At 59.0% G+C, this 23,186-nt stretch carries 26 protein-coding genes; 2 read left to right on the forward strand and 24 right to left on the reverse strand.

Annotated features, from left to right (window positions below; genetic code table 11):
* Nucleotides 1-71 precede the first annotated feature (71 nt).
* The 8 genes from B0B07_RS07505 to B0B07_RS07540 are packed head-to-tail and all read right to left on the reverse strand — an operon-like array spanning nt 72 to nt 5,053.
* A complete protein-coding gene (locus B0B07_RS07505) occupies nt 72-815 on the reverse strand; it encodes a class I SAM-dependent DNA methyltransferase (RefSeq protein WP_076757775.1) in 744 nt (247 codons plus the stop codon).
* Nucleotides 812-1,162, reverse strand: coding sequence for a ribosome silencing factor (rsfS, locus tag B0B07_RS07510; protein WP_076757776.1), 351 nt, complete (start codon nt 1,160-1,162; stop codon nt 812-814). Before rsfS ends, B0B07_RS07505 begins: the two co-directional genes overlap by 4 nt.
* Nucleotides 1,159-1,731, reverse strand: coding sequence for a bis(5'-nucleosyl)-tetraphosphatase (symmetrical) YqeK (gene yqeK / locus B0B07_RS07515; RefSeq protein WP_076757777.1), 573 nt, complete (start codon nt 1,729-1,731; stop codon nt 1,159-1,161). Before yqeK ends, rsfS begins: the two co-directional genes overlap by 4 nt.
* Complete coding sequence (locus B0B07_RS07520) at nt 1,706-2,302, reverse strand: nicotinate-nucleotide adenylyltransferase (RefSeq protein ID WP_076757778.1); 597 nt, start codon at nt 2,300-2,302, stop codon at nt 1,706-1,708. Before B0B07_RS07520 ends, yqeK begins: the two co-directional genes overlap by 26 nt.
* Entirely contained in the window at nt 2,295-2,591 is a 297-nt protein-coding gene (gene yhbY, locus B0B07_RS07525) for a ribosome assembly RNA-binding protein YhbY (RefSeq protein ID WP_076757779.1), read from the reverse strand. Before yhbY ends, B0B07_RS07520 begins: the two co-directional genes overlap by 8 nt.
* Complete coding sequence (aroE, locus tag B0B07_RS07530; protein WP_076757780.1) at nt 2,554-3,417, reverse strand: shikimate dehydrogenase; 864 nt, start codon at nt 3,415-3,417, stop codon at nt 2,554-2,556. Before aroE ends, yhbY begins: the two co-directional genes overlap by 38 nt.
* A gap of 14 nt (nt 3,418-3,431) precedes the next feature.
* Nucleotides 3,432-4,535, reverse strand: coding sequence for a ribosome biogenesis GTPase YqeH (gene yqeH / locus B0B07_RS07535; protein ID WP_076757781.1), 1,104 nt, complete (start codon nt 4,533-4,535; stop codon nt 3,432-3,434).
* Complete coding sequence (locus B0B07_RS07540; RefSeq protein WP_076757782.1) at nt 4,532-5,053, reverse strand: YqeG family HAD IIIA-type phosphatase; 522 nt, start codon at nt 5,051-5,053, stop codon at nt 4,532-4,534. The genes yqeH and B0B07_RS07540 overlap by 4 nt, the downstream gene beginning before the upstream one ends.
* Before the next feature lie 151 nt (nt 5,054-5,204).
* Between B0B07_RS07540 and sigK the strand changes: the two genes are divergently transcribed.
* A complete protein-coding gene (gene sigK, locus B0B07_RS07545) occupies nt 5,205-5,936 on the forward strand; it encodes an RNA polymerase sporulation sigma factor SigK (RefSeq protein WP_076757783.1) in 732 nt (243 codons plus the stop codon).
* Nucleotides 5,937-6,070: 134 nt separating this feature from the next.
* On the opposite strand, the gene mtnN is transcribed toward sigK, so the two are convergent.
* From mtnN to cymR, 15 genes are all read right to left on the reverse strand, one after another.
* On the reverse strand, nt 6,071-6,784 hold the full coding sequence (gene mtnN, locus B0B07_RS07550; protein WP_076757784.1) for a 5'-methylthioadenosine/S-adenosylhomocysteine nucleosidase: 714 nt from the start codon (nt 6,782-6,784) through the stop codon (nt 6,071-6,073).
* Between the two features lie 33 nt (nt 6,785-6,817).
* Nucleotides 6,818-7,519, reverse strand: coding sequence for a YrrS family protein (locus B0B07_RS07555; RefSeq protein WP_076757785.1), 702 nt, complete (start codon nt 7,517-7,519; stop codon nt 6,818-6,820).
* Between the two features lie 184 nt (nt 7,520-7,703).
* Nucleotides 7,704-8,177, reverse strand: a complete 474-nt coding sequence (gene greA / locus B0B07_RS07560; protein ID WP_076757786.1) for a transcription elongation factor GreA — start codon at nt 8,175-8,177, stop codon at nt 7,704-7,706.
* A 108-nt stretch (nt 8,178-8,285) separates the two neighbouring features.
* A complete protein-coding gene (gene udk, locus B0B07_RS07565; RefSeq protein ID WP_076757787.1) occupies nt 8,286-8,924 on the reverse strand; it encodes a uridine kinase in 639 nt (212 codons plus the stop codon).
* The gene (locus B0B07_RS07570) at nt 8,921-9,583 is read right to left on the reverse strand and encodes an O-methyltransferase (protein WP_076758404.1); all 663 of its coding nucleotides are present in this window, start codon (nt 9,581-9,583) and stop codon (nt 8,921-8,923) included. The genes udk and B0B07_RS07570 overlap by 4 nt, the downstream gene beginning before the upstream one ends.
* 89 nt (nt 9,584-9,672) lie before the next feature.
* Complete coding sequence (gene mltG / locus B0B07_RS07575; RefSeq protein ID WP_144264323.1) at nt 9,673-10,800, reverse strand: endolytic transglycosylase MltG; 1,128 nt, start codon at nt 10,798-10,800, stop codon at nt 9,673-9,675.
* A 110-nt stretch (nt 10,801-10,910) separates the two neighbouring features.
* The gene (locus B0B07_RS07580) at nt 10,911-11,216 is read right to left on the reverse strand and encodes a DUF1292 domain-containing protein (RefSeq protein ID WP_076757788.1); all 306 of its coding nucleotides are present in this window, start codon (nt 11,214-11,216) and stop codon (nt 10,911-10,913) included.
* Between the two features lie 11 nt (nt 11,217-11,227).
* A complete protein-coding gene (ruvX, locus tag B0B07_RS07585; RefSeq protein ID WP_076757789.1) occupies nt 11,228-11,647 on the reverse strand; it encodes a Holliday junction resolvase RuvX in 420 nt (139 codons plus the stop codon).
* Nucleotides 11,644-11,916, reverse strand: a complete 273-nt coding sequence (locus tag B0B07_RS07590; protein WP_076758409.1) for an IreB family regulatory phosphoprotein — start codon at nt 11,914-11,916, stop codon at nt 11,644-11,646. Before B0B07_RS07590 ends, ruvX begins: the two co-directional genes overlap by 4 nt.
* A gap of 76 nt (nt 11,917-11,992) precedes the next feature.
* Nucleotides 11,993-14,626 carry an alanine--tRNA ligase gene (gene alaS / locus B0B07_RS07595; protein WP_076757790.1) on the reverse strand — a complete coding sequence of 878 codons (2,634 nt, stop codon included), beginning with the start codon at nt 14,624-14,626 and terminating at the stop codon, nt 11,993-11,995.
* A 308-nt stretch (nt 14,627-14,934) separates the two neighbouring features.
* Nucleotides 14,935-17,454, reverse strand: a complete 2,520-nt coding sequence (gene recD2 / locus B0B07_RS07600; protein WP_076757791.1) for an SF1B family DNA helicase RecD2 — start codon at nt 17,452-17,454, stop codon at nt 14,935-14,937.
* Nucleotides 17,455-17,473: 19 nt separating this feature from the next.
* Nucleotides 17,474-18,142, reverse strand: coding sequence for a tetratricopeptide repeat protein (locus B0B07_RS07605; RefSeq protein ID WP_076757792.1), 669 nt, complete (start codon nt 18,140-18,142; stop codon nt 17,474-17,476).
* Nucleotides 18,143-18,153: 11 nt separating this feature from the next.
* The gene (gene mnmA / locus B0B07_RS07610; RefSeq protein ID WP_076757794.1) at nt 18,154-19,275 is read right to left on the reverse strand and encodes a tRNA 2-thiouridine(34) synthase MnmA; all 1,122 of its coding nucleotides are present in this window, start codon (nt 19,273-19,275) and stop codon (nt 18,154-18,156) included.
* Nucleotides 19,272-20,435 carry a cysteine desulfurase family protein gene (locus B0B07_RS07615; protein WP_076757795.1) on the reverse strand — a complete coding sequence of 388 codons (1,164 nt, stop codon included), beginning with the start codon at nt 20,433-20,435 and terminating at the stop codon, nt 19,272-19,274. Before B0B07_RS07615 ends, mnmA begins: the two co-directional genes overlap by 4 nt.
* A gap of 12 nt (nt 20,436-20,447) precedes the next feature.
* On the reverse strand, nt 20,448-20,867 hold the full coding sequence (gene cymR, locus B0B07_RS07620) for a cysteine metabolism transcriptional regulator CymR (RefSeq protein ID WP_076757797.1): 420 nt from the start codon (nt 20,865-20,867) through the stop codon (nt 20,448-20,450).
* A gap of 125 nt (nt 20,868-20,992) precedes the next feature.
* On the opposite strand from cymR, the gene B0B07_RS07625 reads away from it, so the two are divergent.
* Nucleotides 20,993-22,279: a replication-associated recombination protein A gene (locus tag B0B07_RS07625; RefSeq protein ID WP_076757799.1), complete on the forward strand. Its 1,287-nt coding sequence runs from the start codon at nt 20,993-20,995 to the stop codon at nt 22,277-22,279.
* A 137-nt stretch (nt 22,280-22,416) separates the two neighbouring features.
* Here the strand turns inward: B0B07_RS07625 and B0B07_RS07630 are convergent, their stop codons facing one another.
* A complete protein-coding gene (locus B0B07_RS07630; protein WP_076758411.1) occupies nt 22,417-23,178 on the reverse strand; it encodes a tRNA threonylcarbamoyladenosine dehydratase in 762 nt (253 codons plus the stop codon).
* Nucleotides 23,179-23,186: the final 8 nt, after the last annotated feature.

The raw sequence follows: 23,186 nt of genomic DNA on the forward strand, positions 1-23,186 counted from the left end.
AGTCCTTCCCTCGGGCGGCGGGCCATGGAGTCCCCTCCACTATACCCGATTTGCAGAGGGGAAGGAAGCCCTCATTTCACCGCATGGAAAAACAGGCGTTCACTGTCTTCCGCCGGCGGCCCGTCAGTCCAGTCGGCCGTGACGCGGACCGGGGAAAATCCCTGTTCGCCCAGCAGGGCCTCATAGAATTCCGGCGGGTATGTCCGCTGAAGATGGTATTCTTCCCGGCGTTCGTAGAGACCGTCCGGCCTTCGGATGAAAAGGCTCAGTTCCGACTCGACGGACAGCGGCTCTTCGCCCGGATAGGTATGCCAGATGTATGATACGTCCTCCATGTCCGCCGTGAACGGGCCATCCAGGAACAGATCGGTCATCTTGAACGGGGAATGCACGTCAAAGATGAAATGCCCGCCTGGAGCCAGCGATTCCCAGACTCCCCGGAACACGGCCCTGACCTCATCCGGGCCGGCCACATAATTCAGGGAATCGATTGCGATCACGGCCACCTCATATCCTTCGTGCCCGTCCAGCTCTTCCATCCGCTGTTCATAGAACCGGCCCTCAAGTCCGAGTCCCGAAAATCGTTCCCGGGCGATGGCCAGCATTTCCGGGGAACTGTCGATTCCCGTCACCGCGTATCCTTCCCTTGCCAGCATCGCTGACAGCACGCCGGTCCCGCAACCGATGTCGAGCAGCGGGCGTCCCTCTCCGGGTCCGGCCAGCCCTCGGATCAGTTCTGCATAGGTGCTGTACGGAATGTCCTCCATCAGGCTGTCATAGACGGAAGCGAACGCCCGGTAGGACCCGACGCTCATCTGACGCCGCCCAGATCCAGTTCGGGGGCGTCGCCCCAGAGCCGCTCCAGGTTATAGTAGGACCGCTCGTCTTTGTGGAAAACATGCGCGACGACATCCCCCAGGTCCACGAGCACCCAGCGGCCGGCGTCATACCCCTCGATCCGTTTGACCTCGGAACCCGTTTCTTCTGCTTTGTCCTTGATCTCCCGTGCAATGGACTGAACCTGCCGCTCGGAGTTCCCGTGGCAGATGAGGAAATAATCGGCGAGCAGTGAAATGCCCTGCATGTTGAGTACGACGATGTCTGCGGCTTTTTTGTCATCCGCAGCGCGGTAGACCGTTTCAAGCAGTGTCTCGTTTGTCATGAATTCATATCCTTTCGGTGAAGACTGTCATTGTAGCAGGCGAGCGTTTCGGGATGGATTTGCGCCCTCTTGCCCGCCAGATAGCGGATCGTATGGGCCGAACAGGCGGTCAGCCCGCCGGAGAGGGACTGCAGGGATTCCTGCCTGAGTTCTTCCGCTCCCGGAAAATCCCGGCCGGGTTCGGTCATGTCCGCCACGTAGATGATCTGCTCGAGCACGCCCATGCCTGCCCGGCCGGTCGTATGGAACCGGATCGCATCCAGGACGGCCCCGCCGCTGATCCCGAATTCCCGTTCGGCGATGATCGCACCGGCGGGGGCATGCCACAGTTCGTGGTGGAAGCCGAGCACTCCTGCGGGATCTCCCTCGGACAGGACGAGCTCCCGGAGTTCCTCCTTCGGCATGGCCTTCGCCACGTCATGGAGGAGTGCGGCAGTCCTCGCGTCTTCCGGATCCGCGCCGAACCGGACGGCCATTTCCACAGCAGTATCGGCCACCCTCAGCACATGGCGGAAGCGGCCTTCCGGAAGCCTCCGCTTGACTTCAGCTTTCAGTTTTTCCGGATCCATACAGGCCCTCCTTCCGGATGAATGAAATGACCGGATCCGGCAGAAGATACCGGACGGACCGGCCTTCGGACAGACGGCGGCGGATTTCAGTCGACGACAGGTCAATCTGCGGAACATCGACCATCCGGACCGGATATTGGGTGATCCCCCGGCTGCCGGGCCGACCGACCCCGATGAAGGAGACTTTTTTCATCAGGCCGTCGATGTCATACCACTGGCCGAGGTGGTCCACACTGTCCCCGCCGATGATGAAGTAAAATTCGGTCTCCGGTTCCTTCTCTTTCAGGATGTCCATCGTCCTGGACGTATATGAAATCCCGCCCGCATCAATTTCAATCCGCTCGATCGCGAAGTCCGGGTTTGTGCCGATGGCCAGCTCGGTCATGCGCAGACGCTGGGGCGCATCTGCATCTCCCGTCCCGGCCTTGTGCGGGGGGACGGCGTTCGGCATGAACCGGATCTCATCCAGCCCGCATGCATCACGCACTCCTTCCGCAATGAGCAGATGCCCCGCGTGCGGCGGATTGAACGTTCCGCCGAGGATGCCGACCTTTTTACCCTGTTCAGCCACGCGGCAGCATGAGCCGCTTGTTTTCTTTCGACTCCCGGTACAGGACGACCGTATTGCCGATCGTCTGCACGAGCTCGGCACCCGTGCCGTGCGCGAGCTTCTCCGCCACTTCCCCGCGGTCTTCCGGGCAATTCTGGAGGATGCTCACTTTGAGCAGTTCCCGCTTTTCAAGGGCATCGCCCACGCCGGTGACCAGCTCCTCGTTGACCCCGTGCTTGCCTACCTGGAACAGCGGCTGCAGGTGGTGGGCCTCACTTCTCAAATAGCTTTTCTGTTTTCCGGTTAACATCTGCATACCCCATTTCAGTCAGTAATCGATCTCTCATTTTTTCAGTATCCGGCATGACTCCCGTCCATTCCCGGAAGGCGAGCGCTCCCTGGAAGACGAACATGCCGAGTCCGTCCACAATCCGGCAGCCCTTGGAAGCGGCGGCGGTCAGGAATTCGGTATGGAGCGGGCTATAAACGATGTCTGCGGCGACAGCGTCCGGCGACAGGTGTTCCAGGCCGATCGGAAGGCCCGGCGTGCCGGTCGACATGCCGACGGGAGTCGTCTGAATGACGGTGCCATACTCGCCGAGCCGTTTTTCGGCTTCTGCCAGCGAGAGCGCCTCCCCGCCTGTACGGCTTGATATCCTCTCCGCCTTTTCCACCGTCCGGTTGCAGACGGAGACGCTCCGGTAGCCGGCCTGCACGAGGGCAAGGGCGATGCCGCTGGCAGCGCCCCCCGCCCCGATGATGAGGACCGGCTCTTCTTTCCTGTCCGGGCCCGCACCCTGCTCAAGCGACCGGACAAAGCCCGGGCCGTCGGTGTTGAGCCCGAGCAGTTTCCCGTCCGGCAGCACGCGGACCGTGTTGACGGCCTGCATTTCCCGGGCCAGCGGGTCAAGACGGTCGAGATGCCGAATGATGTCCTGCTTGTGTGGAACGGTGACATTCCATCCGGATGCACCGAGTGTTTTGAGTGCGGCAACGGCTTCGCCGATCTCTCCGGCAGGGACGTGGACCGGGACATAGCCGGCATCGATTCCATTTTCGCGGAACCATTCCTCGTGCATGGCCGGTGACTTGGAATGCGACACCGGATCGCCGAGCACGGCGTACCATTTTTTCATTGCGGCCCCTCCAGTCAGATCAGGGACGGGCGAAGCATGACCTCTACGCCCTCGGGAGCATGGACGGCAATCACTTTGCCGGGCTGCTGGACGGTGATCCAGCCGAGTCCCGAGATGACGATGTCCGTTTTCCCTTCCTTGATCGAAAATTCATGTCTCACAAGCCGGGGGAAGCCCTCCAGTGATTTTCCGGACGGCGGCGCCAGCATCTCCCCGAGGTGCCTGGAGTACAGCGAATCGGCATTTTCCAGCTTCGTCCGGTGGATCTCCAGTGCATTGGAGATGTGGACCGTGAATGCGGTTCTTCCGCCCTGCAGATAGTCGAACCTGCTGAGCCCGCCGAGGAAGAGCGTCTGGCCTTCATTGAGCTGGAACACTTTCGGCTTGATCTCTTTTTTCGGCGTGATCGCCTTCAGTTCGGACGGATCGAGATAATGGGCCATCTGGTGATGATTGATGATGCCCGGCGTGTCGAAGATCGATTTGCCGTCATCAAGCGGAATGTCGATCATGTCGAGCGTCGTGCCCGGGAAATGGGAGGTCGTGATGATGTCCCCTTCCCCCGCGACCTGTTTGATGATCCGGTTGATGAATGTCGATTTTCCGACGTTCGTGCAGCCGACGACAAACACATCCCCGCCTTCTCGAAGCCGGTCGATCTCCTCGATGGCCTGCCCGATGCCGGTCCCTTTGAAGGAACTGACGAGCAGGACGTCCTCGGCGTGCAGTCCGAGCTTCTTCGCTTCGGCCTTCATCCAGTTTTTCAGTTTTTGTTCCTTGACGGACTTCGGAAGCAGATCGACCTTGTTGCCGACCAGGAGAACCGGATTTTTCCCTGCAAAGCGGTGCAGTCCGGGAATCCAGCTGCCGTTGAAGTCGAAGATGTCCACAACATATACGACGAGCCCCTTCGAGTCGCCGACCGTGTTGAGGATTTTCAGAAAGTCATCGTCGGTCAGCGGGACCGGCTGGATCTCATTGTAGTTACGGAGCCGGAAACAGCGCCTGCAGAGCGGCATTTCACTTTCCAGTGCGGCAGCCGGCGCAAAGCCGGGCGCCTTCTCGTCTTCCGTCTGCAGGATCGCACCGCAGCCGGTGCATGCGATCGGTTCAGTCATTTGACATCCTCCCAGTCGAGAAGCCCGTTGCGCTTCAGCTTATTCATGATCCGGCGCTCGATCTGCCGGTTGAATTTCGTGACGAATCCATCTTTTGAGGAGACCGGCACGACGAGGATGGTGTGCAGCCCGCTCCGGTTGCCGCCGAAGATGTCGGTCAGCAGCTGATCCCCGATGACCGCCACTTCATCTTTCTCCATGCCCATCTGGCGCAGTGCGCGCCGGAATGCATGTCCCATCGGCTTCCTCGCTTTATGGATGAACGGGATCCCTAGCGGATCGGCAAATGCCTTCACCCGGCCTTCGTTGTTGTTCGAGACGATGGTGACCCGGATTCCGGCTTTCTTCAGCTTCTCCGCCCATTCGATGATTTCCTCGGTAGCATCCGGGCGGTCCCATTCGACAAGCGTGTTGTCGAGATCGGTGATGATTCCCCGGATTCCGTTTTCCTTCAGTTTTTCCGGCGTGACCCGGAATACATTCTTGACATATTCACTCGGTAAAAAAAGACGATACACCCGATCCACTCCATTGACTCTAAATTCTTTCCCGATTATACCATAGCCCCCGCAGAACGCTCATCCCGGAAGGAATTCTCCTGTCGCCACATGCCTCATGAATCGGCGCTTCCTGACATATGGTGACAGAAACGATGACGGAGGTGTTCCCGTGAGCGGGATGTTTGCAGCGCTGCTCCAGCTCTGGATCGAAATCCCCGCGATGTTCGGGTACTTGAAAGGCCAGGCGTTCCTGAAGCCGATGAATGCCGAAGAGGAGGCGGACTGTCTCCGGCGGGTCGCCGAAGGGGATGAGGATGCCCGGGATATCCTCATCGAGCGGAATATGCGGCTTGTGGCACATATCGTGAAGAAGTTCCATCCGAAGCATGAGCAGCTCGACGATTTCATTTCCATCGGGACCATCGGGCTCATGAAGGCGGTCGGCAGTTTCACGCCGGACAAAAAGACGAAGTTCTCCACTTATGCGGCCCGCTGCATTGAGAACGAGATCCTCATGCATCTGAGGGCACAGAAGAAAGTGCAGAAAGACGTCTCCCTCTATGAGCCGATCGGCACCGACAAGGACGGCTACTCTCTCCAGATCACGGATATCCTCAAAATCGACGAATCGACGGCAGACGAAAGACTCGAGCGGAAAGAGCGGTTCGACCGGCTCTACCGCCATCTGACGAAACTCGATGCCCGGGAACTTGAAATCATCCAGCGGCGGTATGGCCTTCTGGATGACGTCCCGATGACCCAGAAGGAGATCGCCGCGCAGCTCAATATTTCAAGAAGCTATGTATCACGCATCGAAAAGCGTGCGCTCGTGAAACTGTATCAGCAGTTCAAGCATGAAAGAGGCCCCTCTCCCGCCGGAAGCGGAAGAAGGGCCGACTGACCGGCTTTATTCGCGCTCGGAACCGAGCTGTGCCATCATGACGGCACCGAGAACACCTGTCAGGACAATTGCTCCTGCCATAATATAGATCATGCTGTTCACTCCCTGTCCGAAAAGTTCCGTTTGGTTACCGTTTATAGTATACCACGGGAGCCCGCAAGTTTCGAGATGGCCGCGATGACGGTTTCGGCCGAATGTGTGGCTGCCGCCGGTAGGAATTCATCGAATGAAACGGCCGAGTCCTTGCCGGCGATATCCGAAAGCGCACGGATGACGACAAACGGCACCTCGAACTGGTGGCAGACCTGGGCCACTGCCGCCGCCTCCATCTCCGCGGCCAGGACGCCGGGGAACTGCTTCCTGACCGCTTCCACGCGATCCGGGTCAGACATGAACACGTCTCCCGTGACGATCAGCCCTTCCGCATGCGGATGCTCCCCGATTTCCTCGACGGCTTCTGCCGCAATCCGCAGAAGTTCCGGATCTGCCGGAAACGCCGGCGGCATCTGGGGAACCTGCCCGGGCTCATAGCCGAATGCCGTGGCATCCATGTCGTGATGACGCACTTCGGTCGATACGACGACGGTCCCGACTTCGTGGTCATGATGGAAGCCGCCGGCCGAACCGGTGTTGATGACGGCGTCCGGCTTGAAGCGATCGAGCAGGACGGTCGTAGACATGGCCGCATTCACCTTGCCGATCCCGCTTTTGAGCAAGACCGCATCCTGCCCTGCAAGACGCCCTTCTGTGAACTCACTGTTGGCAATCACGGTTGTGCTCGCGTTCTCCATCCGGCTGCGCAGGAGTTCGACTTCTTCCTCCATCGCGCCGATCACTGCAATTTTCATGTTGTTCCTCCGTTTCGGACGGGGGTTTGAAGCTTACCAGGCCCCGTCCAAAGAATTGAGTTTGTCCAGGCGGACCGGCTTCCAGCCTTCTCCGTCCAGCCATTCCAGATATACATTATATTTTTTCTTCTTGTCCTTCGTCGAGACGGTCCCGACCGATTTGTCCGGCCCGCCGCCGTTTTTCAAATACCAGACGACGAGGTCGCTTTCCGGTATTCCGGTGGCGTATTCGATCGCTTCCACTTTCTCCTGCCAGTCGATATGCGTTTTATCGTAGACCGACCGGTGCTCGCCGGTCTGTTCGGTCCCGATCGGTTTCCAGGAGGTATCGACGATCGTCTCATCGACGATGCCGTCCTCGGAAGGGGTGCGGATCACTTTTCCCGGCTCCCCGGTAGCTTCTCCGTCTTCCCCGTTGGCGGGGCTGTCGGATTGCCCGGCTTCTCCGGTATCTGATTGTTCGCCGGCTTTCTTCCCGTCCGATCCGGATTCTTCGCCGTCTTTGTCTTTTTCGTCTTCCCCGCTTCCGGCCGCGAGTCCGGATTCCGGATCGCCGCCTGAGGAAGGCCCGCCTTCAGCCGCACCTTTGCCGCCGGCATGGTCCTTGCCGCCCGTCATGAAGATGCCGGCTGCCGTGATCAGGATCAGGGTAAATACGATTGCAATAAGGATGTTGAGGATCCGGTTTGATTTCTGCTGGTTCCGTTCCACCCTGGAAAGATTGCGTTGGTCCATGCCATCTCCTCCCCTGTCTTACTCTATCATAATCGATTTCCCCTGATTTGACGAAAAGATTACTGCAATGTTTCATTTTCATCTCGTTTTCATGGCGGCCGGGCTCAAAAGAAAAACTGCAGGCAGAGAGGGACGCTCGCTGCCTGCAGTCTGGAACCTTCCGTGAAGGGAGGTTTTTGCCGTTTTAGCCGATGGACACGATTTCAACGTCCATTTCGCCGCCGGGTGTCATGACCTTCACCCGGTCGCCGATCGTCTTGCCGAGGAGGCCCCTGGCGATCGGGGAGTCATTCGAGATCTTCCCTTCGAACGGATCTGCCTCGGCGGATCCGACGATCGTATAGGACTCCTCGTCGCCGTCCGGGATCTCCTTGAATGTGACCGTTTTGCCGAGCTGCACACGGTCGTCATTGCCGTTGTCCTCGATGATCTCGGCATTGCGGATCATCGATTCGAGCGTGGAGATCCGGCCCTCGATGAAGGCCTGGTCTTCCTTGGCCGAATCATACTCGGAGTTCTCGGACAGGTCGCCGAAGCTGCGGGCGACCTTGATCCGCTCGACCACTTCCTTGCGTTTAACCGTTTTCAAGTATTCAAGTTCGTCGACGAGTTTCTGTTTTCCCTCTTCTGTCATCGGGAATTTTTTTTCATTTGCCATTTCTCATCTCTCCTTCGTGCCAGCCGTCATAAAAATAATACTATGCCGCCCTGTTTCCAGAAATGCGACATAGTTAAAAAAATATTGGGCTAATCCTTTGTCATCATATTACATTTTTTGTGTAGATTCAAGAATTGTTTTTATTTTCGTCACCATCAGGTCGATGGCCACCTTGTTTTCCCCGCCTTCGGGGATGATGACATCCGCATAGCGCTTCGTCGGTTCGATGAACTGATTGTGCATCGGCCGGACGACCGACAGGTACTGGCCGATGACCGAATCGATCGATCGTCCCCGCTCGGTGATGTCGCGCTGGAGCCGGCGGATGATCCGCAGGTCGGCGTCCGTGTCGACGAACAGCTTGATGTCCATCAGCTCCCGGAGACGGGCATCGTCGAGGACGAGGATCCCTTCGATGATGATGACTTCCTTCGGCTCGATGACCTCCGTCTTGTCCGACCGGGTATGAAGCGCATAGTCATACACCGGACGGTCCACCGCTTTCCCTTCGAGCAGTTCGTTGATGTGCTCGATCAGCAGGTCGGTGTCGAACGCGAACGGGTGGTCATAGTTCGTCTTCAGCCGTTCCTCGAATGCCAGATGTGACTGGTCCTTATAGTAATAATCATGTTCGATCACGACGACCGAATGCTCTTTCACCACGTTGTAGATGGAACGGGTGACACTCGTTTTTCCGGAACCCGACCCGCCTGCGATTCCGATGATGAGCGGCCGCTGTTTCGTCATATTCCTGCACCTTCCCGGGTTGTTTCTTTTTTCACGCTGACGAGGATGCCGTCACCGGCCGGCAGCAATGCCGAGTCGTAGTCCGGATGATCCATGATCCATTCGGTGAATTCCTTCAGCTTGCGGATCATGGACCGGTTCCGTTTCGGCACATCTTCCGGCTGCTCAGCCGCAAGGCCGTGCATGAACATATTGTCACAGTAAACGACTGCCCGCTCTCCGAGAAGCGGCGAAAACAGATCGAAAAACTTGCGGTATTGTCCTTTCGCCGCGTCGATGAAGAGCGCGTCGAACGGGCCTTCCGGCATTTGGTCCCCGAGGTCGAGGGCATCACCCGCGATCAGCCTGACCCGCCTGCCGGCAGGAATGTCCCGGAAATTCTCTTTTGCGCGCTCCTGCATCTCACCGTCCCGTTCAATCGTCACGATCGCGGCATCCGGAAGCGCCTCCGCCATGCGGATGGCGGAATAGCCGATGGCCGTGCCGATCTCGAGAATCCTCGCAGGACGCTGGATCCGGAGCATCTGGAGGATTGCCTCCATCCCTTCCGGCTGCATGATCGGGACCCGGTGCTCCTGCGCATATTGTTCAAGTACTTGGATATGATCCGGCCTCGACCGGATCAGGCCGGCCGTGTAGCCGCTGTAATCATGTTCCATCAGGTCCACCTGCTTCTCCAAAAAATCCCCGACCATAATACCATGAAAAGAGAAGGAAAGCGAGTGCGCCCCCTTCTCTTCACAGCCGATCACTTTGCATTTGTGATATATTTGTCACGGTTTTTCAAGTGTTCCTCATAGGTCTTGGCAAAATGGTTGTTGCCGTCCTTGTCGGCGAGGAAGTACAGATAATCGCTTTGGACCGGGTCGAGCACGGCTTCGATCGAGCTCATGCCGGCATTGGCGATCGGGCCGGGCGGAAGGCCGGGGTTCTTGTAGGTGTTGTACGCATCGTCGATTTCCAGATCGCTGTACATCGTCTTGGAGAGATGCTCTCCGTGCGCATAGGCCACCGTCGGGTCCGTCTGGAGCGGCATGCCTTCCTCCATCCGGTTATAGAACACGCTTGCGATCGCCTTCCGGTCGGTTTCGGCGGTCGCTTCTTTTTCGAGAAGCGACGCGAACGTCATCAGCCAGTGGACGCTGTGTTTCTGCTCGGCCAGCGCCTCCGCATATGGCGATACTGCTTTGTCGGTCGAATCGAGCATCATCATGACGAGAGATTCAAGCGACGGGTCTTCCTCGAACACCGGATAGGTGGCCGGGTACAGATACCCTTCAAGCGGGAACTTGATGTGTTCGTTGAGGATCTCGTCGGTCAGGATGTCCGGATGCATTTCAATCATCCGGTTGATGAACTCTTTGTCCTGGACGAGATCCATGAACTGCTTGGCGGTATGGTTCGTCTTTTTCTCGACAACCTTGGAGATCTGGTCGAGCGTCAGCCCTTCCGGAATGGTGATCGTGAACACAGGCGTCCTGTACACCTTCCCGGTTTTCAGGCTTTCGATCAGTTCATCCGGCGTCATGGCCTTCGTCAATCCGTACTTGCCGGCCTGGAATTCGCCTTCATTGTTGAACTTCGCGTAGTACTTGAAGATTTTTGCGTTTTTGATGATGCCGTTTTTCTCGAGGACCTCTGCAATCGAATCCAGGTTGGAGCCGATCGGGATGTCCACTTCCACTACCTTCTCCGACTCGGGATCGACCGGCTTCAGCGCGCCCGAAACGTATGTATATGCAGCGGTTCCCCCGACGATCAGCAGAAGCAGGGCAGCCAGGAATACGATCAGGACGATTCGCCGCACTGTCCGGACTTCCTTTTTCTTTTCTGTCATCCGGTCAATCATGACCTGCCGTTTTGTTTGCTTGTCCACAGACTGGTTTCACCCACTTTCATATCGAGGTTATTATACATGAACCCCCGGAAAAGAAAAAGGCGGACCCGTTTGGATCCGGGCCCGCTTTTCCCTGCAATCTCCGGCGCTTATTCCTCCGGATCTTCATCCTCGTCTTCATCTTCGGCAAGGAAGGTGTTGAGCATTTCTTCGATCATGTCCCACTCTTCGTCGGTTTCGATCGGCTTCAGTTCGCCTTCCGCCCCGTCTTCGCCCGGCACGAAAGAGGATGCGAGGATTTCAATCGTTTCATCCTCATCTTCCTCCGCCCCGACCGGATAGTACAGGACATAGGATTTGCCGAACTGCTCGGCATCAAATGTGAAGAGCACTTCGCAGAGCTGCTCGTTTCCTTCTTCATCCACGATCGTGATGTTCGCTTCTCCGTGTTCCATCTCTGATCACCTCATCCGTTTTTTCTGTCCAGCCACCCTTGCAGAATCATGACGGCCGCCATTTTGTCGATCACGGTTTTCCGTTTTTTCCGGCTGACGTCCGCTTCGATGAGCATGCGTTCTGCCGCCATCGTGGTCAGACGCTCGTCCCAGAGCTCGACGGGCAAGGAAAATTCCTCTTCCAGCATCTCGGCAAACCGTTCCGAAGCCTCCGCGCGAGGGCCGACAGTGTTGTTCATATTCTTCGGATACCCGACTACGAACGAGGTTACACGGTATTCGGAAACAAGTTCCCGGATCCGCGCAAGCCCGAACTCACCTGCTTCTTCGTCGATCTTGACCGTTTCAATTCCCTGTGCCGTCCAGCCGAGCGCATCGCTGACGGCGACGCCGACCGTCTTCGTGCCGACGTCAAACCCCATTGCCCTCACGAACGTTTTCCGTCGTGGCCGGCGATGTAGTATTTTACGAGTTCCTCGATGATCTCGTCGCGCTCCAGCTTCCGGATCATGTTGCGCGCATCGTCGTGCCGCGGGATATATGCCGGGTCCCCCGAAAGAAGATAACCGACGATCTGGTTGATCGGACTGTAACCTTTCTCTTTCAGAGCGGCATGGACCTTGAGCATGACTGTGCGCACTTCATCTTCCATCGGCTCTTCGGGAAAGTTGAACTTCATCGTCTTGTCGAATGAATCCAAGATCAGCACCCCGCTTTCACCTCGAGGCATGGGCTCGGCGGCCATGCCTCCCATTATGGACGAACCGATCCGCCATTTAAACGGATTTGACTAAATCATACACGGATTGGAGGGCTTCATCAAGTTTAGAAGAGTCTTTCCCGCCGGCCATCGCCATATCCGGCCGGCCTCCGCCCTTTCCTCCGCAAATTTCGGCGACGTGGCGGACGAGGTTGCCGGCATGGTATTCCTTCCCGGCGATGTCTTTCGTCACGCCCGCAGCAAGGGTGACCTTGCCCTCCCCGGCGGCTCCGAGGACGATGACCCCCTTGTCGACCTTCTGCTTCAGCTCATCGAGCATCGTCCGGAGCGTGTTGCCGTCCGCGCCGTCGACTTTGGCGGCAATGACCGTGACATCGCCCTCCAGTCGGGCGGCCTTCAGGATTTCATCCAGCTGGCCGTGCGCCTTCTGGGCTTCGAATGATTCGATCCGGCTGCGCAGCCCTTTCTGTTCTTCAAGGACCGATGCAAGCTTGGCCGGAAGGTCGTCCGGCTTCGCCTTGACGAGCGATGCGGCCTCTTCGAGCGTCCTTTCCCGGCCGTCCAGATGAAGGAATGCCTCTTTTCCGGTGAGGGCTTCGATCCGGCGCGTGCCGGCACCGATCCCGCCTTCGGACAAGATCTTGAACAGCCCGATTTCCGCTGTATTGCCGACGTGGCAGCCGCCGCACAGTTCAAGCGAATAGTCGCCGATCGAGACGACCCGGACAACATCCCCGTATTTTTCGCCGAACAGGGCCATCGCGCCCATTTTCTTCGCTTCCTCGATGCCGTGATACGCCGTACCGACACCGGTGCCCGCCCAGATCTGCTCGTTGACGATGCGTTCGACGCGGTCCAGCTCCTCTCCGGTCATCGCGCCGAAGTGGCTGAAGTCAAACCGCAGCCGGTCGGGGCCGACATAGGAGCCGGCCTGGTTGACATGCTCGCCGAGAACGTCTTTCAGTGCACGGTGCAGCAGGTGGGTCGCCGTATGGTTCTTGACCGTCTGGAGGCGGAGCTCCGCATTGACTTCCGCCTTGACGGAATCGTTCAGGCGCATCGTTCCAGCCTCGATTTTCACCGTGTGGAGATTCTGGCCGTTCGGGGCTTTCCGGACGTCCTGCACGCCCGCACGGAACCCGTCCCCGGTGATGGTGCCGCGGTCCGCGATCTGGCCCCCGCTCTCTGCATAGAACGGTGTCTTGTCCAGGATCACCCGGACTTCTTCGCCTTCTTCCGCTTCTTGTGCAAACGCACCGTCCCGGAGGATGGCGATCACCCGTGATCCGGAGACGAGGTGATCGTAGCCGATGAATTCGCTCTCTTCATGGAAGCTGCCGAGCACGCCGGACTGCACCTGCATGGAACCGACGTCCTGGCGGGCCGCCCGGGCGCGTTCGCGCTGATGCTCCATTTCTTCGCGGAACCCGTCCTCGTCGATGCCGAGGCCGTGCTCTTCCGCATACTCTTCGGTCAGTTCCGCCGGGAACCCGAATGTGTCGTAAAGCTTGAACACGTCCTTGCCCGGGATGACGGAGCCGCCTTCCCCGACGATCCGTCCGATGATGCCTTCCAGGATGGACAGGCCTTCATGGAGTGTTTCGTGGAAGCGGTCCTCTTCGTTCTTGATCACCCGCTGGATGAATTCGGATTTGCCTGCGACTTCCGGGTAATAGCTTTCCATGATCGTGCCGACGACCGGGACGAGCCGGTACATGAACGGCTTGTCGACGCCGAGCTGCTTGGCATACCGGACGGCCCGGCGGAGCAGGCGGCGGAGAACATAGCCGCGTCCTTCGTTGGACGGGAAGGCCCCGTCCCCGACCGCAAATGCGACGGTGCGGATATGATCGGCAATCACTTTGAATGCGGTGTCCTTCCCGCTGTCCTCGCCGTATTTTACTCCCGAGATCTCTTCGATCTGGCGGATGATCGGCATGAACAGGTCGGTGTCGAAGTTCGTCGGGACGTCCTGGACGACCGATGCGATCCGCTCCAGTCCCATCCCGGTATCGATGTTCTGCTTCGGCAGCGGCGTGTACGTATGATCCGGATTGTGATTGAACTCCGAGAACACGAGGTTCCAGATTTCAAGATACCGTTCGTTCTCCCCGCCCGGGTACAGCTCCGGATCCGAGAAGTCGTCACCGTATGATGCGCCCCGGTCGTAGAAGATTTCCGAGTTCGGTCCGGACGGGCCTTCCCCGATGTCCCAGAAGTTCCCCTCCAGCCGGATGATCCGCTCTTCCGGTATCTTCACTTCGTCCTTCCAGATGGTGTATGCCTCTTCGTCCTCCGGATGGACGGTGACGGAGAGCCGTTCCGGGTCAAACCCGATCCACTTTTCGTCCGTCAGGAATTCCCATGCCCAGAGGATCGCCTCCCGCTTGAAATAGTCCCCGATCGAGAAGTTCCCGAGCATTTCAAAGAACGTGTGGTGGCGGGCCGTCTTTCCGACATTCTCGATGTCGTTCGTGCGGATCGCCTTCTGCGAGTTGACGATGCGCGGGTTCGCCGGGACCACCCGGCCGTCAAAATACTTCTTCAGGGTCGCGACGCCGCTGTTGATCCAGAGGAGCGACGGATCGTCGACCGGGACGAGCGAGGCGCTCGGTTCGACGGCATGCCCCTTCTCTTTGAAGAATTCAAGGAACATCGCGCGCAGTTCAGCTGATGAATAGGATTTCATGTTTGTACATCCTCCTTTTTATGACTGCAAGCCGGTTCCGGCGAAAACAAAAAGCCTCCGCCCCAAAATAGGGACGAAGGCTTGAATTCGCGGTACCACCCTGATTACAGCCGCAGAGCGGCTGTCTCTCAAATCGCCTTAACGCGGCCAACGGCAGGGATGAGCTGCACTCCGGAGTAGCTTTCCGCATCCTTGCCTGCGGGGTTCCTTTCAGCCGGGGGAACCCTTTCTGTACGGGCGCAGTGCGTACTTTCTCCGTCAACGCATTGTCATATTAACTGCATTATAAAAAAACCGGGGGCCTCTTGTCAACGCCCGTCCATGAAATCGTACGGCGTGACGCCGTCCATCCCGATGAGCGGGTCGATCGTTGCGGCGTTCCCGGCCGTGAGCGCGGCGGGGAAGGCAGGCGGTACGGACACCCCGCCGCCCGCGGATCCGGCAGCCGGCTGGCCTGCGGGCGCTGGCCGGCTGTCCCCCGCCCGGCCGTCCGCAGACTGCGGACCTTCCTTCCGCGGGGAATCCTGGACGGAAGCGGCGACCTCTGTCCCGGGCTGTCCGTCTTTCCCGGATATCCGCTGGCGGAGCGTCGTGCGGCGGCTCAGATCGTCCGTCCGGGCAATCCCCTCCCTGAACACCCCGGGCTCCCCGAGCAGGATGAGGAAGTTCTTCGCCCTCGTGAGTCCCGTATACAGAAGGTTCCGCCTGAGCATCCGGCGGTACGTCCGGACGACCGGCATCACGACCGTCCCGAATTCGCTGCCCTGCGATTTATGGATCGAGATGCAGTAGGCGAGCGTCAGCTGATTCAGGTCCTTCCGTTCATAGGTGACTTCCAGCCCGTCGAACGATACGACGACGATTTCTTTTTTGTCGACCGTCTCGTTCGCCTTCATGATCGCGGCCACTTCGCCGATGTCGCCGTTGAAGACATTGCTCTCAGGCTGATTGACCAGCTGGAGGACTTTGTCGCCGATCCGGTAGGTCACGTCACCGAAGACGGTTTCCTTCCGGCCTTCCGCATGGGGGTTGACCATTTCCTGGATCATCCGGTTGAGGCTGTCGATTCCAGCCGGCCCTTTGTACATCGGGGCGAGCACCTGCACATCGTGGATCGACTGCCCTTTTGCCAGGGCGCTTTTGAGGACTTTCTCGACCACATCGGGAATCTGTTCGGCACCTGCCCGGATGAACGAGCGGTCGGATGTCTTCTTCTCCATGTCGTCCGGGACCCGGCCCTTTTTGACGCCATGCGCAAGCTCGATGATCGTCGACCCCGCACTCTGACGGTAAATATCCGTGAGTTCGACTGTCGGCACTTTGCCCGAAGCGAGCAGGTCTTTCAGCACCTGGCCGGGGCCGACGGGCGGAAGCTGGTCCTGGTCCCCGACCAGCACGACCTGCGCCCCGTCGGGGATCGACTTCAGCAGCTGGTGGGCAAGCCATGTGTCGACCATCGACACTTCATCGATGATGAACAGCCGCCCGTCCAGTTCCCGCTCTGTCTCTTCTTCCCGGTCCTGGCCGTTGAAGCCGAGGAGCCGGTGGATCGTCATTGCCGGAAGCTCCGTCGATTCGGCCATGCGCTTTGCGGCACGGCCGGTCGGAGCGGCCAGTACGATCGGGAACGCCTCTTCCTTGCCCTTGTAGTCAATCGGGTCGAGCGAAAGGCCGTGCAGCTCGGCATACAGTTCGACCAGCCCCCGGATGACGGTCGTCTTGCCCGTTCCGGGGCCGCCGGTCAGGATCATGAGAGACGAGCGGAGTGCAAGCGCGATCGCTTCCGCCTGGGTTTCGGCGTACTCGACGCCGAGCCGCTCCTCGATTTCGCCGAGGCCGATCTTGATCTCGGAGTCCGGGAACGCCTCCTCGTGAGAATCATCGTCGAGCAGGGACGTGACCCGGGCGGCGATTCCGACCTCGGAGAAATAAAGCGACGGCATATAGCATCGCTTTTCCTCCACGACGATCTTGCTTTCCTCCCCCAACCCGATGATCGCTTCAGAAATGGCTTCAAACGGGATTTTTTCCGGCTGGCTGGCCTCAAGCATCCGCTTCGCTTCCGGCAGCAGCGCCTCGGCCTCCATGAAGACATGGCCCTCCGACAGTGCAGCCGTGTTCAGGATGTGGAGGGCGGCCGCCTTGATGCGGTCGGGGTGGGCGCCCGTCAGTCCGAGCTTCGAGCCCAGTTCGTCCGCCCGCTGGAAGCCGACGCCTTCCACTTCGCCGATTAGCCTGTACGGGTTCTCGGACAGCAGCCGGACCGTCTCTTCCCGGTAGGTCTGGTAGATCCGCATGGCGAGCTGCGGACCGAAGCCCCATTCGTTCAGGCTGATCATGATCCGCTCGAGTCCCATGTTCTCCTGCAGGACGGTGACGAGCGTCTCTTTCCGGTCATCCGACAGCTTCGGCACCCGGTCGAGGCAGCCGGAGTCGTTCAGGATCATGGAGATGGTGTCCCTGCCGAGCACGCTGACGATCGACTGGGCGGTCTTGCGGCCGATCCCCGGGAAAAGATCCGAACTCAGGTAATGGATGAGGCCGGTTTCCGTATCGGGGACGTTTTTCTTGAATACGTCCGCCTTGAACTGGGTTCCGTACTTCGGATGGTCGACAATCCGTCCGGTGAACTGATATGTATCTTCCCCCTCAAGCGGGGGGAAATGTCCGGCGACGATGATTTCTTTGCCGTCATAGCCGGTATCGGTCGATTCGACCTTCAGTTTGATGATCGAAAAGAGGTTCTGCGGATTATGGAAGACCGAAACGATCGGCCTGCCGGTGACAAATTGTTTTCCCTCTTCGAACAGATCCAGCTGCCCCGCCATAGTCCGCGCCTCCTTCCGCTTATTGTTCCGCCTGATTGATCATGTCAAATACATACCGGGCCTGGATATGGTCCGGATCAATTGTGAAGGCCCGCTCCAGATGACGGAGCGCGTCTTCCTTCTGCTGGGTGGACACGGCGTAGAGTACGCCGAGATTATAATGCGCATCCGCGTTTTCCGGATCCTGCCCGACCACATGCCGGAGTTCATCCGCGGCCGGTCCGAACATTTCGAGCGAGGCGAGCAGGATGCCGTAGGACAGCCGGATCTGGATGTCCCCGGGCGCGAGCTCTGCCGCCCGCTGCATGTATGGAAGCGCAAGCTTCGCGTTGTCCGAGCGCTCGAGCGATTTCGCGAGCATGTAAGGCGCGTCCGCTCCGTCGATGCCGCCGCGGACCGCCCGTTCGTACAGCTTTGCCGCTTCTTCATAGCGCTCGGCGTTGTAGTAAAGGCCGGCCAGCCCGTAGACGGCCGTCATGGAAGACGGGTCAAGGAAGAGCGCCTTCTGGAAGAACCGCTCCGCCTTTTCGGCCTCGTCCGGCCGGCCGAGAGTCGCGAGGAGGTTGCCGAAATTGATGTAGCCGATCGGATCCTCGGGATTCTCTTCAATGGCGGCCGAAAATGCCTTCACCGCCGTTTCATAATCTTCGTTCCGGATCGCTTCGATCCCTTCCGCGTTATGATCCATGTTGCCCCTCCTCAGCCGACATATTCGAGCCGGACGCCGTTTTTGTATACATCATCGATCGTTCCGCCTCCGAGGCACACATCCCCGTCATAGAAGACGACTGCCTGCCCAGGCGTGATGGCACGGACCGGCTCATCGAATGTGACGATCGCCGTTCCGTCACCGGCCAGCTCCACGTGAACCCCCGTGTCCGGCTGGCGGTAGCGGAATTTGGCCGTGCAGTGGAATGTGCCGGATTTCGGCCGTTCCGTCGTGAAGCTCACATTTACCGCCTTCAGGCTGTCGGAATAGAGGGCGTCGTTATGGAAGTTTTGGCCGACGAGCAGGACATTCCGGTCCAAGTCCTTGCCGATGACGAACCACGGATCGCCGGCACCGCCGATGCCGAGGCCGTGCCGCTGTCCGATCGTATAGTACATGAGGCCGTCATGGTCGCCCATCCGCTTGCCGTCCATCGTTTCCATCGGTCCCGGCTGCGCGGGCAGGTAGCCCGACAGGAACTCCTTGAAGTTGCGTTCTCCGATGAAGCAGATGCCGGTCGAGTCCTTCTTCTTGGCCGTGGCGAGATTCGCACGCTCTGCGATTTCGCGGACTTCCGGCTTTTCGAGATGGCCGAGCGGGAACATCACCTTCGAGAGCTGATCCTGCGTGAGCTGGTTGAGGAAATAGGTCTGGTCTTTGTTTTCGTCGACTCCGCGGAGCATGAGGGTCTGTCCGTCGCGTTGTTCGACACGCGCATAGTGGCCGGTAGCCAGATAATCTGCACCGAGGCTCATGGCATGGTCGAGGAACGCACGGAATTTGATCTCTTTGTTGCACATGACGTCCGGGTTCGGCGTCCTGCCCGCCCGGTATTCGTCGAGGAAGTACGTGAATACTTTGTCCCAGTATTGTTTCTCGAAATTGACGGCGTAGTACGGGATGCCGATCTGGTTGCACACCCGGATGACGTCTTCATAGTCTTCGGTCGCCGTGCAGAAGCCGGAGTCGTCGGTGTCGTCCCAGTTTTTCATGAAGATGCCGATCACGTCGTAGCCTTGTTCCTTCAGAAGCAAGGCCGTGACGGATGAATCGACCCCTCCGGACATGCCGACGACCACCCGTGTGTCCGCCGGTGATTTGGTTGCTGTCATAGTTGTTCACCTTTCTGTATCCGCGTCAATCTCCTGACGGCGTCGGCCGTCCTGGCCGCCGCGTCACGTATATCTTTTCCTTCAAGGCCGTAGCCGAAGCTGAACCGGACCGAGTTGCGCAGTTCCGGAGCCCCTTCCCCGTGCATGGCGACGAGGACATGGGACGGATCGATCGAACCGGCCGTGCAGGCGGATCCGCTTGAGACGGCGATTCCCGCCAGGTCCAGGTTGACGAGCAGCTGCTCAATGTCCGTATCCGGAAAGCTGATGTTCAGGATATGCGGCAGCGTTTCGGCTTCCTCCGCGTTGATCTTAAAGCGGATGCCCTCTCCCATCAGCGCATCCGACATGAGGCGCTTGAACATGCCGTGCTCCGCGGCACGGTCTTCCATCGTTTCACAGGCGATCTCCGCCGCGCGTGCAAACGCCCCGATGGCCGGCACATTCTCGGTGCCGGCCCTGCGCTTGCGCTCCTGCTCGCCGCCCGCCGTGGCCGGCGACAGCTTCGTCCCGGTCCGCTGGTACAGGAAGCCCGTCCCCTTTGGCCCATTGATCTTATGGGCGGACGCGCTTAGCAGGTCAACCCCGAGCAGATCGGCATCCAGCGGAATTTCACCGAATGCCTGTACGGCGTCGGTATGGAAGGAGGCCGGATGATCCTTCAGGATTTCACCGATTTCCCTGATCGGCTGAATCGTTCCGACTTCATTGTTCGCCGTCATGATCGTCACGAGGATCGTGTCCATCCGGAGGGCGGACCGCACGTCTTCCGGCGATACCCTTCCTTCGCGGTCCACCGGCAGCCATGTCACTTCGAAGCCGGCCGCCTCAAGTTTCTGGACCGCATTCAGCACACCATGGTGCTCGATCGTGCTCGTGATGATGTGGCGCCCTTCCTCCTTCCTCGCCTCGGCTGTGCCGAAGATGGCGAGGTTGTCGCTTTCCGTTCCGCCGCCCGTGAAGATGATCTCAGACGGCTCGGCCCCGAGGAGGCGGGCGATTGCGGACCTGCTTTCATCAAGGATCCTCCTGGCTTCCCGTCCGGTCCCGTGGATGCTGGACGGATTGCCGTAGGAATTCATCAGAAGCTCCGAAAACCGTTCGGCCACTTCCGGCCGGACCGGTGTCGTCGCCGCGTGGTCCAAATAAATTCTGTTCATTGTAAAACTCCTTCATATATAAAACATATAGCCGTTGTCACCGGCGCTGTCGTCCATGTTCGCCAGATCTTCGATCGTCACGGTATCCAGGACATCCTTGACGGCATCCCGGATCCTGCCCCACAGCTGGCGCTGGGGCTGTGGCTCATCCTCGATCCCCTCTACCGGCTGGATCGGTCCTTCCAGGACACGGATCACGTCCCCCGCCGAGATGAGGTGCGGCGGTTTGGCCAGCTTGTAGCCGCCGTATGCCCCGCGGACGCTTTTGACGAGCCCCGAGTTCCGGAGGGGCGGAACGAGCTGTTCCAGGTAAGCCTCCGACAAATGATTCAGTTCTGCGATTTTCCGGAGCGGCACCGGGCCGTTCCCGTATTGCCGGCCGAGCTCGATCATGATGGCGAGCCCGTACCGGCCCTTGGTTGATATTTTCATCCGTACACCCCGCTGCCTGCGCTTTTCTAACGGACATTATAGCATATCCGGCTTTCACCCCGTGCATGAAGACTCCGGACCCGGCATGTATAATAGAAATTGTAACGGAAGAAAGGGATGATTTTGTGCAAAATGAACCTCTCGCCTACCGGATGCGCCCCCGCTCGATCGACGAAGTCGCCGGGCAGGAGCACATCATCGGCACAGGCACGGCCCTTTACCGGATGATCAAAAACGGACATGTCCCGTCCATGCTGCTGTACGGCAGGCCGGGGATCGGCAAGACTTCCCTCGCCCACGCGATCGCCGGGACGAGCGGACTGCCCTTCATCGCCCTCAACGCCACGACCTCCGGAAAGAAAGATGTTGAGCAGGTGGTCGGGGAAGCCAGGATGACCGGCAAGGTGATCCTGTTCCTCGACGAGATCCACCGGTTCAACAAGCTCCAGCAGGACGCGCTCTTGCCGCATGTCGAGAACGGATCGATCGTGCTGATCGGCGCGACGACGGAAAATCCGTTCCACGATGTCAATCCCGCCATCCGGTCAAGATGCGGCGAAATCCTCCAGATGAAGCCGCTCGATGAACAGGACATCCGGCAGCTCATCCGGCGGGCGCTGGATGATCCGGACCGGGGGCTCGGCCGGATGGACATCCGGATCTCGGACGGACAGATCGGCCGGCTGGCGGAAGGTTCGGGCGGCGACGCGCGCAAGGCACTGACGATGCTCGAATCCGCCGTCATGGCATCGGATGATGAGGGCGGCGTGACGACGGTCGAGGACCCGATCCTCGACAGCTTGATCGGCAGGAGCGGCGTATTCGGGGACAAGAAAGGTTCCCACTTCTACAATCTGCTGTCGGCACTCCAAAAATCCGTCCGGGGAAGCGACGCGGATGCCGCCGTCTTTTATCTGGCCCATCTGCTCGAAAGCGGGGACCTGATCGCGGTCTGCCGGCGCCTGCTCGTGATGGCCTACGAAGATATCGGCCTTGCCAATCCGGAAGTCGGCGCCCATGTCCTCGCCGCCACCCAGGCGGCGGAACGGCTCGGCATGCCCGAAGCCCGCATTCCGCTCTCGGTCGCCGTCATCGAAATGTGCCTGTCCGAGAAATCCAATTCGGCCTACAAGGCATTCGACTCGGCGGCGGCCCGGATCCACGCCGGCAGCACGGGCGAAATTCCTTCCCACCTAAAGGACGCCCATTACGCCGGTGCCGCCGCGCTCGGACACACCGGCTACCAATATCCGCACGACACGCCGATCGGGGAATTCGGCGGATGGGTCGCCCAGCAGTACCTGCCCGATCCGGTCAAGGATGAAGCGTTCTACAAGCCGGTCGTCTCGGGGAAAGAAAAGAAGATGGCCGGCATCCACCGGAAACTGAAGGAGTACTCACACAAGAAATAAAGAAAAGGACCTTCCGGGGGCAGGCTCGCTCCGGAAGGTCCGTTTTTTGTAAGTGTTTCAAAATGATGAAGGTGCAGAGACAGGATCCCGGCGTCGCCGATTCCACTGAATGTCACGGATGGAACGACGGGACAGGCTCAGCCCTTCACACGCTGCAGCGGAATGTCCTTCACGATATCATTGAGCACCCAGCTGGCACAGAACAGTCCCGCGGTCGACGGGACGAAGGCGTTGGAGGCCGGCGGCATTTTCGCCTTCCGAACCGCCGCATCCGGCTTGCCGACGACTTCCGTCACTTCTTCCCTCGCGATGATCGGGCTCTCGTCGGAAAAGACGACCGGGACGCCCTTGCGGATGCCTTCCTTCCGCAGCGTCGTCCGGATCACTTTTGCGAGCGGATCGGTATGGGTCTTCGAGATGTCGGTGATCTGCAGACGGGTCGGATCGTTTTTGCGGGCGACCCCCATGCTGGAGATGACCTTGATGCCCCGGCGGACGCATTCCTTGATCAGGTGGATTTTGTAGGCGATCGTGTCTGAAGCGTCGATCACATAGTCCGGTTTCAGCTCGAACAGCTGCTCCGCCGTCTCTTCGGTATAGAACATGTTCAGCGTGACCACTTCGCAGTCCGGATTGATGTCCGCAATCCGCTCCTTCATCACTTCCGCCTTTTTCCGGCCGATTGTCGACATATAGGCGACCAGCTGGCGGTTGATGTTCGTGATGTCCACTTCATCCTTGTCGATGAGGATGATGCGGCCGATTCCGGACCGGGCGCATGCCTCCGCAGCGAATGAGCCGACGCCGCCGACGCCGAGCACGGCGACCGTCTTTTCCCGGTAGCGGCCCACCCCTTCTTTTCCGATCGATAGTTCATTGCGGGAAAACTGGTGCAGCATGAGAAATA

It is taken from the genome of Edaphobacillus lindanitolerans (genome assembly GCF_900156305.1).
GTDB lineage: Bacteria > Bacillota > Bacilli > Bacillales_A > Planococcaceae > Bhargavaea > Bhargavaea lindanitolerans.